Annotated in this window: 20 protein-coding genes; 10 read left to right on the top strand and 10 right to left on the bottom strand. The window is 50.3% G+C overall.

Annotated elements, in window-relative coordinates; genetic code table 11:
- Positions 1-516: 516 nt before the first annotated feature.
- Positions 517-1,143 carry a hypothetical protein gene (locus NDK47_RS22395; RefSeq protein WP_251871953.1) on the top strand — a complete coding sequence of 209 codons (627 nt, stop codon included), beginning with the start codon at positions 517-519 and terminating at the stop codon, positions 1,141-1,143.
- A 122-nt stretch (positions 1,144-1,265) separates the two neighbouring features.
- Here the strand turns inward: NDK47_RS22395 and NDK47_RS22390 are convergent, their stop codons facing one another.
- The gene (locus NDK47_RS22390) at positions 1,266-1,841 is read right to left on the bottom strand and encodes a spore coat protein (RefSeq protein ID WP_251871952.1); all 576 of its coding nucleotides are present in this window, start codon (positions 1,839-1,841) and stop codon (positions 1,266-1,268) included.
- Positions 1,842-1,950: 109 nt separating this feature from the next.
- Between NDK47_RS22390 and NDK47_RS22385 the strand changes: the two genes are divergently transcribed.
- Together NDK47_RS22385 and brnQ are read left to right on the top strand one after the other, a co-directional pair.
- Complete coding sequence (locus NDK47_RS22385) at positions 1,951-2,883, top strand: DNA-3-methyladenine glycosylase 2 (protein WP_251871951.1); 933 nt, start codon at positions 1,951-1,953, stop codon at positions 2,881-2,883.
- 199 nt (positions 2,884-3,082) lie between these two features.
- Positions 3,083-4,447 carry a branched-chain amino acid transport system II carrier protein gene (gene brnQ / locus NDK47_RS22380; RefSeq protein ID WP_251871950.1) on the top strand — a complete coding sequence of 455 codons (1,365 nt, stop codon included), beginning with the start codon at positions 3,083-3,085 and terminating at the stop codon, positions 4,445-4,447.
- A gap of 225 nt (positions 4,448-4,672) precedes the next feature.
- Here the strand turns inward: brnQ and NDK47_RS22375 are convergent, their stop codons facing one another.
- Both NDK47_RS22375 and NDK47_RS22370 read right to left on the bottom strand, forming a co-directional pair.
- Positions 4,673-5,590, bottom strand: a complete 918-nt coding sequence (locus NDK47_RS22375; protein WP_251871949.1) for a DMT family transporter — start codon at positions 5,588-5,590, stop codon at positions 4,673-4,675.
- Between the two features lie 162 nt (positions 5,591-5,752).
- Positions 5,753-6,205 (bottom strand): DinB family protein, encoded by a 453-nt coding sequence (locus NDK47_RS22370; protein WP_251871948.1) that lies wholly within the window; start codon positions 6,203-6,205, stop codon positions 5,753-5,755.
- Positions 6,206-6,390: 185 nt separating this feature from the next.
- Between NDK47_RS22370 and NDK47_RS22365 the strand changes: the two genes are divergently transcribed.
- Positions 6,391-6,804, top strand: coding sequence for an acyl-CoA thioesterase (locus NDK47_RS22365; protein WP_251871947.1), 414 nt, complete (start codon positions 6,391-6,393; stop codon positions 6,802-6,804).
- An 11-nt stretch (positions 6,805-6,815) separates the two neighbouring features.
- The gene (locus tag NDK47_RS22360) at positions 6,816-7,520 is read left to right on the top strand and encodes an HAD family hydrolase (protein ID WP_251876331.1); all 705 of its coding nucleotides are present in this window, start codon (positions 6,816-6,818) and stop codon (positions 7,518-7,520) included.
- Between the two features lie 68 nt (positions 7,521-7,588).
- Here NDK47_RS22360 and NDK47_RS22355 read toward each other — a convergent pair whose 3' ends face one another.
- Both NDK47_RS22355 and NDK47_RS22350 read right to left on the bottom strand, forming a co-directional pair.
- The gene (locus NDK47_RS22355; RefSeq protein WP_251871946.1) at positions 7,589-7,945 is read right to left on the bottom strand and encodes a hypothetical protein; all 357 of its coding nucleotides are present in this window, start codon (positions 7,943-7,945) and stop codon (positions 7,589-7,591) included.
- A 79-nt stretch (positions 7,946-8,024) separates the two neighbouring features.
- Positions 8,025-8,117, bottom strand: a complete 93-nt coding sequence (locus NDK47_RS22350; protein WP_251871945.1) for a YjcZ family sporulation protein — start codon at positions 8,115-8,117, stop codon at positions 8,025-8,027.
- 169 nt (positions 8,118-8,286) lie between these two features.
- On the opposite strand from NDK47_RS22350, the gene NDK47_RS22345 reads away from it, so the two are divergent.
- Positions 8,287-8,739: an aminoacyl-tRNA deacylase gene (locus NDK47_RS22345; RefSeq protein ID WP_251871944.1), complete on the top strand. Its 453-nt coding sequence runs from the start codon at positions 8,287-8,289 to the stop codon at positions 8,737-8,739.
- Between the two features lie 84 nt (positions 8,740-8,823).
- On the opposite strand, the gene NDK47_RS22340 is transcribed toward NDK47_RS22345, so the two are convergent.
- The 5 genes from NDK47_RS22340 to NDK47_RS22320 form a co-directional block, all read right to left on the bottom strand.
- On the bottom strand, positions 8,824-9,663 hold the full coding sequence (locus NDK47_RS22340; protein WP_251876329.1) for a YitT family protein: 840 nt from the start codon (positions 9,661-9,663) through the stop codon (positions 8,824-8,826).
- A gap of 163 nt (positions 9,664-9,826) precedes the next feature.
- Positions 9,827-10,096 (bottom strand): zinc ribbon domain-containing protein, encoded by a 270-nt coding sequence (locus tag NDK47_RS22335; protein ID WP_251871943.1) that lies wholly within the window; start codon positions 10,094-10,096, stop codon positions 9,827-9,829.
- A gap of 82 nt (positions 10,097-10,178) precedes the next feature.
- A complete protein-coding gene (locus NDK47_RS22330) occupies positions 10,179-11,120 on the bottom strand; it encodes a helix-turn-helix transcriptional regulator (protein WP_251871942.1) in 942 nt (313 codons plus the stop codon).
- 67 nt (positions 11,121-11,187) lie between these two features.
- Positions 11,188-11,679 (bottom strand): GNAT family N-acetyltransferase, encoded by a 492-nt coding sequence (locus NDK47_RS22325; protein ID WP_251871941.1) that lies wholly within the window; start codon positions 11,677-11,679, stop codon positions 11,188-11,190.
- Complete coding sequence (locus NDK47_RS22320) at positions 11,680-12,063, bottom strand: hypothetical protein (protein ID WP_251871940.1); 384 nt, start codon at positions 12,061-12,063, stop codon at positions 11,680-11,682.
- 64 nt (positions 12,064-12,127) lie between these two features.
- Here NDK47_RS22320 and NDK47_RS22315 point away from each other — a divergent pair, with 64 nt between their 5' ends.
- The 4 genes from NDK47_RS22315 (at position 12,128) to NDK47_RS22300 (ending at position 17,881) form a co-directional block, all read left to right on the top strand.
- Positions 12,128-14,092, top strand: a complete 1,965-nt coding sequence (locus NDK47_RS22315) for a hypothetical protein (RefSeq protein WP_251871939.1) — start codon at positions 12,128-12,130, stop codon at positions 14,090-14,092.
- Between the two features lie 380 nt (positions 14,093-14,472).
- Positions 14,473-15,579 (top strand): Fe(3+) ABC transporter substrate-binding protein, encoded by a 1,107-nt coding sequence (locus tag NDK47_RS22310; RefSeq protein WP_251871938.1) that lies wholly within the window; start codon positions 14,473-14,475, stop codon positions 15,577-15,579.
- 2 nt (positions 15,580-15,581) lie between these two features.
- Positions 15,582-17,237: an ABC transporter permease gene (locus NDK47_RS22305; RefSeq protein WP_251871937.1), complete on the top strand. Its 1,656-nt coding sequence runs from the start codon at positions 15,582-15,584 to the stop codon at positions 17,235-17,237.
- A complete protein-coding gene (locus tag NDK47_RS22300; protein ID WP_251871936.1) occupies positions 17,234-17,881 on the top strand; it encodes an ABC transporter ATP-binding protein in 648 nt (215 codons plus the stop codon). Before NDK47_RS22305 ends, NDK47_RS22300 begins: the two co-directional genes overlap by 4 nt.
- The last annotated feature ends 3 nt before the right edge of the window (positions 17,882-17,884 follow it).

Below are 17,884 nucleotides of genomic sequence, written 5' to 3'. Positions count from 1 at the left end.
CAAAGCGGAAAGGTACTTATTTACCATTTACATAATTTTGTTTTTTTGGAGAATATGATTAATTGAAATCTTAGGATAGGTATAATAGAAATCAAACGTGGTATGGCCAGGTTTACGATTTTACTACTTTGTGAACTACTCTCCACTTAGGCTAACGCCTTGAAGTGGGAGCTTCTCAAATCCACGACGAAAGTAACCTTTCGTCTCCTCGAGCGTTACTTCGGGTAGTCCCTACCCTAGATGTCCGACGTTTCGGAGTTCTTTTGTTACCTTGGATATTTTACGCATGGAAGGATAAGCTTGGTTTTCGCATTTTGTTTCTCCATGCAACCCCATATATCCAGTTATCAAAGAACATCATAAGTAGATTTTACCAAAGTGTCGGACAACTGAACAGGCAAAAGCCTGTCCTTGTCCAAAGTCGATTCATCCCCCACTTACAACCAAACGCTGTAAGGTTTTAGAAGTGGAGACTTCTCGACCTATAAGTTAAAAATGAACAGGAGGTGTTCAAAAATGAAAAGAGGTAAATATTTGCTGGTCATTATCGGAACAGTATTGGTAAGTGCTGGCATCATTGCAAGTGGTATAGCGTCAGATAAACCAGAGATTAGCGGCCTTAAAGACTATATTCGTATTGAAAAGGAATTACATAAAAACAAAAATCAGATTAATCAAACCTCCGACCTGGACAATCTGAAAATTTCAGATTTTTCCATACCGATCTACTATTTTTCTGAAGGAGTGGATATCCGATCTTATGAAGGATCGGGACTCGGAGACATTCTTGAAGGTTCAAAAGAACGCTTGTGGTTTATGATGGATGGCCGTGATGCAAGTGGTATCTTGATCGCGGATGATAAGGAAACGATCAAGATGGGAGGAGACGGCAAGGATCTCATGAAGCTATACGTTACTCTTGAAAAGGAATATGAAAAAGGGAGTGACATTAGATACATTGAGTTTCGGGGAAGGGGGCTGTTCCTTGTCGTTCATAATCATACAGAGGATGTCTGGCTTAGCCCCGATTTAGCTGACAGCTTCAAGCTGCAACCCTACGAGAAAATTTCATCGAACGATGTTTTACAAGGGATGAAGGAACAAATTGAATTATTTTCAGATGGTTGGTTTGAACGTAAGTAAGGTTGAAAATTCAAAAACTGTCATCCGACATCAACCCGGATGACAGTTTTTTTGGCTTCCCAAAATTACGGTTACCTGGCCATTCCGCATGCTGGCAAGGGGGCGTCTTTCCAAGCGAATGACTACTGCTGCTGATAGGCCTGCATCGGCTGTTGATACGGAACCTGCTGATAAACCTGCCCCAGTGTCGAAACGGTTTGGGACGGGGCCATGGATACGGCGTACCAGCCTTTTCTTGCCATGTATTGCCAAACTTCATAGGACTGGTGAGAGCACATGCGGAAAGCATCCTCCAGGAAAAGGCGGAGCTGCGGTGTCGTTGTCTCAAAGGCTGCCCAGGCGTATTCACGTCCCGCCCGCTTTAATGTGAGCAGATAGGAAGTGGCGATCGCCCGATCATCCAACTGACTGAGCTTGATCTGCGGTTGTACAGGCTGGTATTGATGGCCGGCAGCCGGCGAAAACGTCTGGCCGGTAATGGGCTGGACGTTGAGCTGATCGCGGGAGCCGAATTGCTGTGTGACAAATTCCACCTTCATGTTGTAGTCTTGTACATGACTGGCGTAATGGCGTTGAATCATCGAGCGCAGCTCGGGGTCCTGCGCCTGGTTGATAAACAAAGCCATACTTTGGATGGAATTGGTGCAGCTCATTAACAGTTCGTTCATTTCGGCTGCTTCATGAGAGCCAAGATGCATGCGAAATCTCTCCTTAACTGGGTTTTCCGGCTATTGCCTCTCTTAGTATGTCCCGTCCATTCCCATTTTTGCTTTCCTTCGAAAACAAAGAAAGAAGGTGGAACCGATCATGCACAGCCAAACCATCTCCCTTAAAGCCCCTTACTCATTTGAACGGCTCGTCCGCCGACTGGAAACGCATCCAGACCCGCAGATGCGAGTAGATGCCGAGCAGAAAACGCTGCGGCGGGCATTTCGTGTAGGAAATCATGCGGTTCTGACGACAATCCGTTTTACCGGCGATCAAGAACAGCCGATCCTCTCCTGGGAGACTCATGCCGCCCTGCGTGAAAACGAAGCGGCGATCTTGGAAAAAAATATCCGTCATATGTTCAGTGCCGATGTCGATCTGTCGCCTATCTACGCACAGATGAGTCAGGACCCTCGGCTCGTACCGCTCACTGAACGCTTTCGCGGCCTCCGCTTTCTGCTGGATGACGATTTGTTTCAATCCATGGTGCGGACGATTATTGGTCAGCAAATCAACCTCGCTTTTGCCGCTACCCTGATGGAGCGTTTGCTGGAGCTGGCGGGTGAGAAAGTAGAGGATGCGGACGGAAACTGTTTTCTGGCTTTTCCGACTGCCGAACGGGTGGCAGCGATGGACGTGGAGCAGTTGCGCCCATTGCAGTTCAGCCAGCGGAAAGCCGAGTACATCATTGATTTTGCGCGGGTAATTGCCAACGGTCAGCTGGAGCTGGACGGTTTTTGGAGGCTTAGTGACGAGGAAATACTGGCTCAGCTTACGAAACTGCGCGGGATCGGCAAATGGACCGTGGAGTGTCTGATGATGTTCGGGATGGGCAGGCCGGATCTTTTGCCGGTAGCAGATATTGGCCTCAAGAACGGCATTCAATTGGTTTATGGGCTTGGCGAAAGACCGGATGAACATGAAATGAGAAAGATCGGGGAAAGCTGGGCGCCGTATCGCAGCTATGTCTGTTTGTACATCTGGGAAATGATCGGAGCGATCAAGCGCAAAGAACCGTGGGTTCATGCCTAAAGTCCTGGACAAATGAATAGATGTATCCCCGGACCCGTGTCCAACGGGCCTTTTTTCTGGAGAAAAGCATAGAAGCCGATGTGCTGGAAGAAAATATAATTGTAAAATATCTAGTTTCATACTATAATCTTTGTTTAGTTATACTATATTAAAATTTCGCAAAATTTAAAAACTAGAAAGGCAAGTGGAGAGGAAACGAATGAAGGAATTAACAAAAAGAGAAACCATCACAATAGGACTTATGTTATTTGCTCTGTTCTTCGGGGCAGGAAATATGATCTTTCCGCCGGCACTTGGCCAAACGGCGGGGACGAATGTCTGGATTGCCATGCTTGGGTTTATCATTACCGGCGTAGGTCTGCCGCTTTTGGGTGTCGTAGCGGTAGGCTTGGGAGGAGGGGGCCTGTCAACATTGGCTGGCCGCGTCCATCCGCTTTTTGGCGTGATCTTTACCGTTATTGTCTACCTGGCTATCGGTCCGTTTTTGGCGATTCCCCGGACGGGAACAGTCTCCTTCGAGATGGGAGTCATGCCGTTCTTGCCGGAATCCCTCAAAGGAAGCTGGGTTCCTTTGTTCATCAGCACCCTTATCTATTTCGCCTTGACTTACTGGCTCTCCCTGCATCCCTCCAAACTGGTGGACCGGATCGGGAAAATCTTGACACCCGTTTTGCTGCTGATCATCACCATGATGTTTATCCAGGGATTCATTCATCCCATCGGCGAGATCGGGGCACCAGCGGGCGCTTATGAAGCAACTCCCTTTTTCAAAGGCTTTCTGGAGGGCTACCTGACGCTTGATGCACTTGCCGCCATGGTGTTTGGCATTGTGGTCACGGCTGCGATTAAAGAGCGCGGGATTGCAGACCGCAAACACATCTCGATGGCAACGGTCAAGGCGGGCATTGTCGCCGCGATTGGCTTGGCCCTGGTTTATCTGGCGCTCGGTTACCTTGGGGCGACCAGCCAGGTATTGGGTGCCTCTGAGAACGGGGGGCAGATTCTCAGCAGTGTTGTGAAGCAACTGTTTGGCGGTGCGGGCGCTTTGCTGCTCGGACTTGCCGTAACGCTTGCCTGCATCACGACATCCGTAGGGTTGGTAACGGCTTGCAGCCGCTTTTTCTCTGAGCGTTTTCCAGCCATCTCTTACCGGACGATGGCTGCCATTCTCTGTGTGTTTAGTACGGCCGTGGCCAACGTGGGACTGACGCAGTTGATCTCCCTCTCCGTTCCCGTGTTGGTGGCGATTTATCCGCTGGCGATTGTACTGATGCTGCTCTCGTTCCTGCATACCGCTTTCAAAGGCTATTCGTCTGTCTACATCGGAGCGATTCTGGCTACCGCTGCCGTCAGCCTGATCGACGGTCTGGTGCAGCTGGGACTTCCGCTGGATCAGATTACATCTCTGTATGAAAACCTTCCGTTTTACAAGGAAGGGATCGGATGGCTTCTGCCGGCAATCGCAGGGGGACTGCTAGGCTATCTGTGGGAAAGCCTGCGTCCGCGCCGTCCGCAACCGAAACAGGCCTACCGGGAAAAAACAAGCAGCACACCTACACAGTAATGGCTGGGCTAGCTGTACACAAATGAATGGATTGATTTCTGTGAATTCCCGAGCAATACAAAGCCGTACATGCTTTGTGTTGCTTTTTTTTTATGCTTGATGCCAGAAGGGCTTTTGAGGAAGAATGGGTACTTCATGAAAAAAGGAAAAGAGGATAGAGAGTCAGGCGTTTTCCTGACGTCTCTATCCACGGTGGATAAAAAATGGTAACACAAGCTGCTCCGCTCAAGAGTCAAGCGTTTCCTCTTTCCTGTCAGCAGGTTGTTGCAGGTTAGAGAGACCGACACCCAAAAAGATAAAGGCCGCCCCAGCAAAAAAGCCGATCCCCAGATGTTCCCCCAGCAAAAACCACCCCAGGAAAGCGCCGACGATGGGCTGGACGAAGAAAAATCCTGCGCCGCTGCCTGCCTGCATCAGCTCAAAGCCTTTGTTCCACAAGTAAAAGGCACCTGCGGTAGAAATAATGCCAATGTATAAGACTCCCGCCCAAATATTCCAGTCGAAATCCCAGGAGACCGGTGTAACGGCCAGCTCCCAAACCATGACCGGACTGGTAAAGATCATCCCGAACAGGGCGACATAGGTCGTGACTGCCAGGGAGGAGTAGCGCTGCGTTGCTTTTTTGCTCATGACGGTATACAAGCCCCAGCTCACTGCCGCAACGAGAAGAATCAGGTTGCCAAGCAGGGAAGACTGTGCATCTGCCTCGTCAGGAACCCCGATGACGATCAGGACGCCGAAGGTCGCAAGCAGGATGCCGGAGATCTGTTTCCGATGGATGTGCTCTTTCAGCAGCCAAACGGCAAATATCGCGATAAAGGCAGGGGAAGCTGCCGTAATCAGCGCTCCCATATGTGCAGTCGAGAGCTTGGTCCCCAAAAACTGTGCCCCAATCGAGATCGTTACCCCGACGAAGGCAATCCCCATAATCATGGGAAAATCGCGCTTGGCAATAAACTCACGCCGGGCTGCGACAAAGACCCCCAGGACCACAGATGCGATCGCAAAACGAATAATCAAGAGCGTGAATGGCGGGATCTCCTCCAGCACTACTTTGCTGACCACGTACACGCCGCCCCAAATGGCAGCAGCTGCGGCCAGGCAAAAGCCCCCAAACAATTGCTGTTTCCAAACCGTATTCATTGATAAGCCCCTCCCGGAAAATGTTTTTCTTCTTTTTTCCGTAGCCGGGGGGACACAGGCAATCGTTCCCTCTCCGACTAGGTGAGGAGAACGCCGGGAACATCACATTCAAAACGCGGACTTGCGATCATGAATTTCACCTCCTTTTGTGAGGACAAGGCTCTACTCGGCAGCGTACTTGCGTATCAGACCAATCTGTCCGGCATGATAGCCCGTATGGTAGATCAATCGCCCCAAAGCCTGTCGGGGGGTCAATGTGCCAATTGGAGCCTCGCAGAGGTTGTCCCAGGCATCACTGGGCAACTGCCGGAGAGCTTCCAGCAGATACGCATACGATTCCTGATGAAAGGACAGCAGCGTAGCGAGATCGGTAAACTGCCCCTCGTCCTTCACGGGCCCGATCGTATGCAGCGTAACATGCTCGGGCAGAGGACGGCCGAAAAACATCTGGCAAAAGCGATATTCTACTTCGGCGATGTGCCGGATGAGGAATCCGACCGAGTTGGACCCAGGGGCCAGTTTTCTGGCAAGCTCCCTCTCATCAAGGTGCTTCAGAGCTTCTTGATAACGGGAGCGCGAAGTCTCCAAAGTGGGCAGCAGCATCTGTTCAAACATGGGCATCTTTCCTTTCGCACATCGATATGTTTCAGAAGCTCATTTTCGTTATGTACGTTCTATTATAGTGAAGGTTGAAACAAAATACAGCGATAAGCTCAGAATATTCCGAAACAGAATACCGAATGAATATTCACTCAGTTTGCCTGTTTCGGTATACTGGAGAAAAGAAGGGAGCGATGGAGATGCTGCATGTATTTGATCTGGTTGTCCGTTCGACCGATATTGATTTTATCGGGCATGTAAACAATGCCAAGTATTTGGAATATATGGAGTGGGCACGCTTTGACTGGATTTGTCAAAAGGGGCTGACTCTGGACGAATTGCAGCGCAGGGGACTGCTCCCGGTGGTCGTCAATCTCAACATCAACTACCGCAAGGAGCTGCGGATGTTGGAACGGGTGCAGGTGCGCACCCGGGTGCTGACCGTCGGTGAGAAAAGCTATGTCATCCGTCATGAGATGTATACAGCAGAGGAAAAGCTTGCAGCCGACGCGGATGTAACGATGGTGATGATCGATGGACGTACGCGCCGTGCAGTGCCATTGCCGGAGGATTTGGCGAGTGAATTGAGACAAGCCGTGACAGCGGGGGAATGAATGTGGAGAAAATGATATACAAGCTGATTTTGTTTGATCTGGATGATACCTTGTTTGATTATTCACAGTGCTTTGAGGAAGGGATGCGGCAGACGATCGGACGGCATCGACTCTCTGCGGATCTGGACCACGACAGCTTCTATCGAAAGCTTAAGGCATACAGCGACGAGCTATGGCCCGATCTGACGCAAAACCGAATCTCACTGGCGGAGTATCGGTTTCGGAGGCTGGAGAAGACAGCGGCACATTGGGGGAGGACGGTTGCGGAAGAGGTGGCAAAGGATTTCCAACAGATGTTCCTTTTGGACTGCTTCGATACCATAAAGCCGATTCCGGAGGTGGAGCGATGCTTGCGCAAGCTGGCTGCGAGTCATCAACTGGGGATCGTCACGAATGGGCCGGAGGATATGGCCTTTACCAAAATCGAACGGCTCGGCCTCTCACACCTCTTTTCTGCCGATCAATTGATCATCTCGGAACGGGTGGGCTATCATAAGCCGGATCGGCGAATCTTTACCGCAGCACTGGAGAGGTTTGGGACTGCTCCGAAAGAAACGCTGTTTGTTGGAGACAGCTGGGAAGCGGACGTGGCGGGGGCTATTGATGCGGGCATGGACGCTGTCTGGATAAACCCGAAAAAACTTCAGCCCGCATCCAATCATCTACCTCTGGCTGTGGTGGAACGACTGGAGCAGTTGACGGACGTGCTGGCCTGATGTCAGCCAGAGGTGATTTCAAGAGAAAACACGCAGATCAGAAAAGACCTGCGTGCCCCCGGGTATGGTTAAAAGGGCCGGTCAAACATTTTGGGAGTGCTGCCGAAGAGATTCAAACCTTGGAAGGACTTCATGACCTGGGTGGCAACTTGAATGCCGTTGAGAATTTGTCCAACGTCGAGATTGGGGAGTTTAAAAGATGAACGCGTTTCACTTTGACCCTGACTTTCGATTTGATTGCGATTTTGCCTTCGACTGCGCAATCCTCTTCTTCTTTTTTTCGTGGAGGCCGTCCATTCCTGGTGATACTGTTCGAGCAATTCCGGATTTCTGCGCAGCTTTTTTCTGGAGACATCTTTTGTTTTGAGCCACTCCATAAATTCAGGGGTCATGCGCTCATCGCCCGCATTCATTTGTCTGGCCAATTTTATCACCCCGCTTTCTAAATGAAAAAGGCAAAGGGAGAAAAATGAATCATCCTCCCTTTGCAACCTTTGCGACGTCTTAGAAACAATCACAACCGACGATCACCAGCAAAACGAAAAGTACCAGAATCAGAGAGAAGTCATCAAAGCCAAATCCGTTAAAAACACTCATCTTTATCCCCCCTTCCCGGTTTCCTCGAGATACTGTATGTGGTTGTGGGATGTTATGCTTGAGCGCCTGCCTACCAAAAGGCAGGGAGATGAGCGGAATTATCGATACAAACTCCTAAAGGCCGAGATTTTTACCTAGGAGAAACGTGCAAGAAAGAGAGGATTGCTGTATGGATCGTGTCAAAAAAGTATTGGAGGAATTGGGCGTCGCATATGAGCTAATCGAACATGATCGTCCGGTTCGATCGGCTAAGGAAGGGGCTGCACTGTTTGGTATTGAAATCGGTCAGACAGCACCGGTACTGATTGTGAAAGCAGACGCAAAGCCGCTCGCTTTGATCTTGTCGGGCAAGCGCGGCCGGCTGGACTTTGCTGCTGTAGCCAGCCGATGCGGCTATCAACATATGAGTATGGCAGATGCCAGGGAGGTACGGGAATGGACAGGCTACGAGACCGGCAGGGTACCGCTCGTCGGTCATGGTTTGCCGGTGATCCTGGATGAGGAGCTGACCGAGTATCGTGAAGTATACGGTGGGTCCGGCGATCTGAACTGGACGCTGAAGCTCTCCCCCCAGGTTCTCCTTCAGGCCAATCAGATACAGGGCAAATTGCCGAAGATGTAGGAAAGAGTTTCTTTGAAAAGAAAAGTGCTGCTCGTATGGTGGCGAGCAGCACTTTTCTTATGACGATGTGCAAATCATATTGCGTTAGTGAATGTCACGTTTTTTAAACTGTCCGCCCCGTACATCGTGAATATTGCCAACTGCGAGAAAAGCTGAAGGATCTACTTCCTCGACGATCAGTTTCAATTTGGCTTCCTCCAGCCTGGTGATGATGCAGAAAACAACATTTTTGTCGTCTCCCGAGTAGCCGCCTTCTCCTTTCAAATAGGTAACGGTCCGGCCCAACCGGGCAACGATGGCATCTCCCACGTCTTTGTAGCTGTCACTGATGATCCAAACTGATTTGGAGCCCTGAAACCCCTCGATTGTCAGATCGATCATTTTAAAGGCGATGTAATAGGCAATCAGGGAGTACATGGCACGGTCAGAGCCAAATACCAATCCCGCGCTGCCCAGGATGAACAGGTTAAAAAACATCACAATTTCCCCTACAGAGAAAGGGGTCTTTTTGTTGATCAGAATGGCAACGATCTCGGTACCATCCAGAGAACCGCCGAAGCGGATTACCAAACCGACACCGATGCCCAGAATGATCCCGCCGAATACGGCTGCGAGCAAGGAGTCATCGGTTACTCCCTGCACATCGTGCAAAAAAGCACTGACAATGGACATCGTACTTACCCCGAGCAAGGTAGATAGGGCAAAGGTTTTTCCGATTTGCTTGTAACCCAGCACCAGAAAAGGCAGGTTGAGAAGAAACAAGAATAAACCGAGCGGCATCCCGAGCAGATGGGACGAAATAATCGCGATCCCGACAATCCCGCCGTCAATAATGTGATTGGGAACCAAAAAAATTTCCAGTCCGACTGAAAACAGGGCAGAACCCATCAAGATAAAAAAGGCTCTTTTGATCATCTTCCCCATCGATAATTTGTGATGATGTGATGGCTTTCCTTGCACTGCTTCCAAAGGCAACTCCTCCTGTAAGCCAGTTTTTTCTATTCACTTTATTATAACATAGCTTTAAAAAGCAGAAGTCTTTGGAAAAGGAAAGGATTCGGAATTCCAGGTAATGGGTCCTCTTTGCCTAGTTGTTGGTCGAACTCCAGCGCTTCAGCAAGGGCAAATGCTTTTGCAACACATGGCGGGCTGTATGTTCATCCATTCCGTCTTCTTGTAAATAGGGAACGCAGATGTCAATCATTTGTTCCATGCTGATGCCGGGCTGGGTAAATGCTCCGTTTTGATAGCAATACTTACAGTACTCCTGATTTTTTGTGCCATCCTGCTCAGTTCCCAGGATTTCCGCATCGTTCATCGGCATACTGCAGCTCTGGCAAAACACAGTGTTCATCATGATCTTCCTCCTTTAGGGGTTTGTCATCATGATAACGGATCAAACTTGACACCAGTCTGTCATCTTTTTTGGAGTATAAAATTTACGTATCTGCATAAATTTTACAGATCCCTTCGGCCAGTCGCCGCAGCTCTGTCCGAAAAGAGAGCGGCTGAAGAACCTCCACCCCGGGACCAAAACTGAGCACAAATCCGTAGAGCCAGTTGTCCAGCGGATACTGCTCCGAAATCAGGGAATAGCCCTGTTCGTCTATCTCCACCGAGTCGACGCCAAACATTTCTTCTACGGTGGTACGGAGCTGGGGAGCGAAACGCAACTGGAGCTGCACGGTTTGTTCGGGTTGATGCCATTCTTTGTCCCAGGGCAGTTCTTCCAGATTGATTTCTCTTCGTACGAACTGCTCCCCATCCGGCAGCGGGTTTTTTATCCGGGAGAGCTTAAACAGGCGGAAGGCCATTTTGCTTCTGCAGTAAGCGTAGAGATACCATTTCCGCCCTTTCAGGACGAGGGTATGCGGCTCCGTGACGCGCTCCGAGATCGTGCCTGCTGCGCTGTGGTAGGTAAAGGAAAGCAGGCGGGTGGACTGAATCGCCTGTTTGATGCGGGTCAGCTTTTCTTTTTGGGCTTGATCTTTGCCCCAGGGGCTAAAATCTACATAGATTTGCTCCGACATCGCCCTAAAAGCCTCGGCCTGCTTGTTGTCCATCATCCCCTGAATTTTGCCCAGCACCACCTCCGCCCGCGTGTCCCGGTACGAGGAAGAAACACTTTTCAGCGCCATGGTGATGGAAGCCAGCTCCTCCTGGGTCAAAATATGCTGGTTCAGCCGATAGTTTTCCATAATGCCGATGCCGCCGTTCGCCCCCGGAAAGCTGACAACCGGAATTCCCGCCTGGTTGATCGCCTCGATATCGCGATAAATCGTCCGGACGGATACTTCAAACATTTCTGCCAGTTCTTTGGCAGGAACGCGCCTTTTTTGTATGAGAATCATGGTGATCGCAAGAAGTCTGTCCAGTTTCATCGGTTTGGTACCCCGTACTTTCTATGGTTTAAAAAAACGCGCGACAACCAGATGGCGCGGCAGCAATCTACTGTGCAGAAGAGGTGAAAAGTTGAAAAACTCCTTTGTCATTTTCCCCTTCCTGGAAGTTGCCGTTTGTGTATTCTCCAATGGTGTTTTTCCAAAACGCTTGGGCAGGCAGGTTGTTTTTTAACTGAAAAACATCCCAGTTGCCCGGAAACATCCGAAAAATCTGCTGAGCGACAGCCTTTCCCAAACCATTGCGGCGATATTTTCGCAGGATAAAAAATTCGGCGATGGAATAATACCCGTCCAACCGGGTATCCTCATTGTTTATTTTTCTGACCAAGACAAAACCCGCCCATTTTTTCTCCGTCTGGATGAGAAACGGAAAACGGTCCTCATCCGTCCAATAATCGTGCAAATAAGAGTACTCAAAATATCCTCGTTCGTTTACATCCGCGTCTATGAACTCGCTAAAATCATAGATGTAGAGCTGGAGCAGATTTTGCAGTATCTCTTTATCTTCTGGAGATGCCTTGATCAGTGTAAAATCCATCTAGTTCCCTCCGTGACGTGTGAAAAGCTCTTTTGCTATTATAGTAACATTTCCGTAAATTCTACAAGATTCTTCCATGCCATCACTCCTCCGCAAACGGAGACAAATCACAGAAGGATGACACAAGCTGAACATCCTGAGTAAGGAGTCGTTTACAAGCATGACGAGCAAAAAAGTGATCACCTGCATGATCTGCTTGGGATTGTTTTTTTCCGGAAGCCTCTCCGCCTCATCTGGAACGGGCACTGCGTCTGGAGCTGGCACTGCGTCTGGAACAGGCACTGCGTCTGGAACAGGCACTGCAACCGGCTCTAGCTCTGGTCCTAGCTCAAGCTCAAACTCAAACTCTAACTCTAACTCAAACTCTAACACTAGCCCTACCATGGCTGGCCTCTCCTATCAAAATCCCTACTATGCTGTCTTCTGGGACACACAGGGACATGTGCGCATGACTGATGCAGAAGGAAAAGAGATTCTACGCTCTGTGGATTATGCAGCAGAATACGGTGATATCTACAATCTGCTCGTTCCCAAGATTCCGGTTGGAACCAGCAAAATCAAACTGGATGCGGCTCCGGCCATTCCTGTGGGCAGCAGCATTGAGATTCGTTCGGAATCGTTTGGCGGGCGTCTGAACGCGCCGCTCGTACATACGGCCAAGGTGACACAGGTTGCGGGCGATGAACTCAGCTTTTCACCGCCGTTGAACAAAGAAATGGATACCAATATGTTTATCAGGTGGAACCGCACGATCGTCAGACAATACCAGTCTGCAACGGTTCAGGCTGAGAAAAAAACGGATGGTCTGCAGCTAACGGTGACCGGTGAAACACCTGTGGCCCGGGTAGAAACGATGTACCAATTCAAGCAAAACAGCCCCGAGATCGATGTACAGGTCAAAACGACTTACAAGCAGCAGACTAAGGTCTTTCGAGAGTCGCTCGTGCTTGGTTTTGCCCAGCGAGTATCAGAGGTTTATCGAAAAAACAGAAAGGTCGACGCCCTGTCCACACAAGCCCGTTATTGGCTGGATCGGGAAGGGGTGCGATTCGGACAAGGCAAACAGACCGCGCTTGTCTACCACACGCCGCATATTTCCTCGCTGGAGCTGCTGACGGTGCAGAATCAGTTGCAGGTCAATCTCGATCATATGAGTGACCATCGCTATGTGGAGGAGCTGGAAGGAAAGCAGGTAGGAAAGGTGCGGCACGCCTCCGAGTACAAAGCGACGGAAGAGAGAATCAACTCGTTTTCCCTGGTCGTCGGCTACCAGCCGATTCTGATGCCCAGGCTGATGAATCAGCCCTACGGTTTTCTGGCGACACATGTCTGGACCGAGCATGCGGATGAGCAGAGCCTCGCCAGCAATCGCGCGGTATACTACGGCTCGGAGAAGGTAGAAAGTCCGGACAAAGCCGTCGGGGGTTTTGTCAAATACGGCATCCCCGTCACCAAAAGCGTGTTTTTCGCCAATCCCTACTATCGGCCGCAGAACCCGATTAACGTCGCCATCAGCGAGAGTCCGGAATTCCTTGCGTATCTAAAAGATCTGCGGAAGAGGGGGATGGAGATCGGGCTGCACACGGTATACCCGTACGAGTTCCACCTGTACCGCGATGTTGCCGATCGCGTGTTGGATACGATGAAAAAAGAGTTTGACAGCGTGACCTGGATCGACCATGGCTATCTGAAAAACAGCTTCGGTTTTCAAGGCTTGAACATCAAAACGCCCTATTATCTGGCGGATTTATGGAAGAAGTATGATACGCGTTACTTCTGGCATTACAGCTCGGAGGACATAACCAGCGTCAACCAGGCTTTAGATCTGCTTCAATCCAGCCGGGGCGATGACAAGCGGACGCCATTGTATTGGTCCCATCCCACGGTGACAGGTCCGTTCTATTCCTGGGCGGCCGCGATTGTGCCGGAGAATACGATGCGCGTGTATTCGGACCAGAATCTGGCGCGACTGATCCAGGATCGAGGAGTGTTGATCAACCACGTCTACCTCTCGCGCGTGCCGAAGTGGAAGACCTCCGGGGCTTTCCTGAAGCGGGACCCGCAGGGAGAACTCGTCATCCAGCCGGGCTTTGACCAATTGTTGAAAAAAATGGCCAGCCTGCGGGATCAGAAAAAGCTTTACCTGGCCACCGTCCGCGAGATGATGGACTACTGGCTGGCTCTGGAGCAAGTCAGATTCGAATATGATCCAAACGGCTCCATCCATGTTTACAATGACGGTGAAAAGAAAATCTCCGGCCTGTCAATGGCCGTACGGGCAACGGAGGTATGGGTAAATGGGAAAAAGCCTCCTCAGAAGAATGACCAAGGAGACCTGATTTTTTGGTTTGATCTGGAGCCGCATGCCAAGGCCGTGATTAGCAGTGGACCTGCGGCTCAATCGTCAAAGTGATTGGTTTCGGTCAGGATTCTCAAAAAGAAAAAATCAGGAAGGACATAGGAAGCCGGGAGACGGTGCACAAGAAATTTCCATTCGTTTTGGTCCCAACGATGGTGGGGGCGAGAAAGCGAAGGAGGGTGCCGCGCCCGGCTTTTTTTCCTGAATCGTCTGATTCGCCGAGGTGTTTTTCCTTTTACGTACAAATAGAGCTGCTCCATTTTTTCGGTCCAACGCTCGGAGGACCATTGCTGTCTCCCGTATTCCCTGGCATTGTTCCTAAGAATGATTCTCATTTATTGAAAGTTGAGGCTTGACAATATCTAAGCGGCCCTGTATTATCAGAAACGAATAGATAATAATTCTCATTATCATCTTCAGGGGGATCTATACATATGAAACGTGGAAAACTGACTGCTTCGATTCTGACAGCCGTAATGGCGGCGGGACTGCTTGCAGGGTGCGGAAGCAGTGGAGCGAGTACAGGAACAGATACAGCAAATCAACAACAGGCAAACACCGGAACACCTGATGCAAAGCAGAGTCAAGATCAGGTGGTGAATGTTTATACGGCACGTCACTATGAAATTGATGATAAATTAATGGAAGCCTTCACCCAAAAAACAGGCATTAAAGTCAATATGGTCAAAGGAAAAGCGGAAGAGCTGATCGAGCGTCTGAAACGCGAAGGGGAGAGCACGGAAGCTGACTTGTTTATCACCGTAGACGGCGGCGTGTTGAATACCGCGAAGGAAAATGGCGTTCTACAGCCTGTGCAATCCGAGGCCATCGACAAGCATGTGCCCAAACAGCTCCGCGACAAAGACAATGAATGGATCGGGATTGCCACTCGCGCTCGCGTGATTGCCTATTCCAAGGATCGTGTAAAGCCAGAACAGCTCTCGACTTATGAAGACCTGGCGACTGATAAATGGAAAGGCAAAGTATTGGTACGCTCTTCGACCAGTCTGTACAACCAGTCCCTGCTGGCATCCTTCATCGACCTGAACGGCGAGGAGAAGGCGGAGGAGTGGGCAAAAGGGATCACGGCCAACTTGGCGCAAGAGCCGAAAGGCGGCGACCGTGACCAGGCCAAAGCGATTGTAGCCGGTGTCGGCGATGTGGCCATCATGAACACCTATTACGTCGGACTGATGGTAAATTCCAAAGATCCGGAAGAAGTGAAGGTCGGCGAAAGCATCGGCGTATTCTTCCCGAATCAGGAGACGACAGGCACGCATATCAACATCAGCGGAGTGGGTCTGACCAAGCACAGCAAACACAAGGAAAACGCCGTCAAACTGATGGAATTCCTGACAGATAAAGAAGCACAGAGCATGATCTCGCAGGAAAACTATGAGTTCCCTGTAAATGCGGAAGCGGAGATGCCGGAGCTTTTGAAATCCTGGGGCACGTTTAAAGCGCAAGAGATTGATTTTGCGAAGCTGGGAACAAACAACAAAAAGGCACTCGAAATCTTTAACAAAGTAGGCTGGAAGTAAATATGAGCAGACACGCATTCCTGCAAGCCATAAAACGGAACAGGAACGGGTGGATGGCACTCAGTCTGGTTGGGGTAGCAATTGTATTGCTGCCCAACCTTTATATTCTCTTGAATCTGTTCCAAAAGCCAAACGAAAACTGGGAGCACATCAAAGAGTTTATGCTGAAAGAATATGTGCTCCAGTCGCTTTGGCTTGTTCTGTTTACCGGCCTTTTTACGGTCATGATCGGGGTGACGCTCGCCTGGCTGATGACGGCGTATGATTTTCCAGGGAAACGCCTCTTTCGCTGGGCTTTTGTCTTGCCGCTGGCGATCCCACCCTATATCGGGGCGTACACCTACAGTACGATGCTCAGTTACACGGGAGCCGTGCAAAAGCTGCTGCGCAATCAGTTCGGCTTGACCCTGGATCAGAAGTATTTTGACTTCATGTCGATGAAAGGGGCCATCTTCGTTTTTACGATGTTCCTGTTTCCGTACGTCTACATGATTACCAAGACGTTTCTGGAGCGGCAAAGCGCCTCTTACATTGAAAATGCCCGGTTGCTTGGCAAAGGCCCTGTCCAAATCTTCTTTCAGGTCGTTCTTCCTCTCTCGCGCTCCGCGATTGTCGGGGGCGTGAGTCTTGTTGTGTTTGAGGTCTTGAATGATTTTGGCGTGACCAGCTATTTCGGGATCAGCACTTTTTCCACGGCGATCTTTCAGACCTGGTTTGGCATGTATGATCTGGATTCGGCGATTCGACTGGCAGCCTTTCTGATGGTAGCGGTGATCGGCCTGTTTATTCTGGAAAAATACTTGCGAAATCGTCAGAAGTTTAGTTCCTCGACAAGCAAGGTAAGACCGCTCACGCCGAAAAAAATGGGGCGGTTTTCCGCAGGACTCGCTTTTGTCTTTTGTTTCCTGATCTTTGCCTGTTCGTTTCTCATCCCGTTTGTGCAGTTGCTCGCATGGGCCAAGCTCACGTATGCCCATGTCCTGAATCGCGGCTTCGCCCAGCTGGTGTCCAACACGCTGGTCGTGTCGCTGATCGCAACGGCCATCGTCGTGTTTTTTGCCGTGATCGCAGCCAACGTCAGCCGCATCAAGCAATCCTTCTTTTCCAATATCGCAGCCAAGCTGATCGCGATGGGATACTCTGTCCCGGGGGCGGTTATCTCGATCGGGGTTTTGGCCGTCTTTATCTCGCTGGATAAAAGTCTGGCCGGGGTGTATCGATCACTCGGCTGGGGCGATCAAAAGCTCGTGCTCAGCTTGTCCATTGTGATGCTGATCGTGGCCTATGTGATCCGCTTTATGGCGATTGGCTTCAACTCGGTGGAGACGGGTTTTGAGAAAGTCGGGAAAAAATATTACGAGGCCTCCCGCATGCTCGGGCTGGGCATGACGCGCACCTTTTTTGCCGTCGATCTGAAAATGATCAAAGGCGCGATTCTGAGTGCGGCTGTCCTCACGTTTGTGGAGATTATCAAAGAGCTGCCGCTTACCCTGCTGCTGCGTCCGTTCAATTTTGAAACGCTGGCGACCAAGACGTATCAGTACGCCAATGACGAGCAGATTATAGAGGCGTCCATTCCATCCCTGTTGATTATTGGCATCAGCATGATTACTGTACTCGTATTCCAACGATTCGGAGAGGAGAAGAAAGAGCGATGAGCTTCTGTGAAATCAAGGAACTCTCTTTTTACTACCCCAAGGCAAAAGAAAAGACCATCCAGGACTTCACGCTCACGATCTCCCAGGGGGAAATCGTCGGGATTTTGGGACAGAGCGGCAGCGGCAAAAGCACCTTGCTGCGTCTGATTTCCGGATTGGAGGAGCCCGCGGGCGGTTCGATCACGATTGCAGGCAAGACGGTGGTAGATGGGCAGCGCTTTGTGGAGCCGGAGGAGCGCGGTGTGGGGATGGTGTTTCAGGACTATGCCTTGTTCCCTCATCTGACCGTGGCGCAAAACATCGTGTTCGGTCTTCATCGCCTCTCGCGCAAAGAACGGAAACAACGCTTGGCGGAGATGCTGGAGCTGGTCCAGCTGACCGGCTTTGAGAATCGCTATCCGCACGAGCTGAGCGGAGGACAGCAGCAGCGTGTAGCCCTGGCCCGTGCGCTTGCTCCCAAGCCATCCGTCCTGTTGATGGATGAGCCGTTCAGCAATCTCGATGCAGATTTGAAGGAGCGGATCAGGGAGGAGCTGCGTGATATATTGAAGCTGGCCCAGATTACCTGTATTTTTGTGACGCATGATAAGGAAGATGTGAAGGCGATCTGTGATCGCACGGTTGTGATGGGAAGAGGGGCGTAGAGC

It is taken from the genome of Brevibacillus ruminantium, from assembly GCF_023746555.1.
Taxonomy (GTDB): Bacteria; Bacillota; Bacilli; order Brevibacillales; family Brevibacillaceae; genus Brevibacillus; species Brevibacillus ruminantium.
Note: the sequence above shows the minus strand (reverse complement) of the source record. Positions and strands in the feature narration are given on the sequence as shown.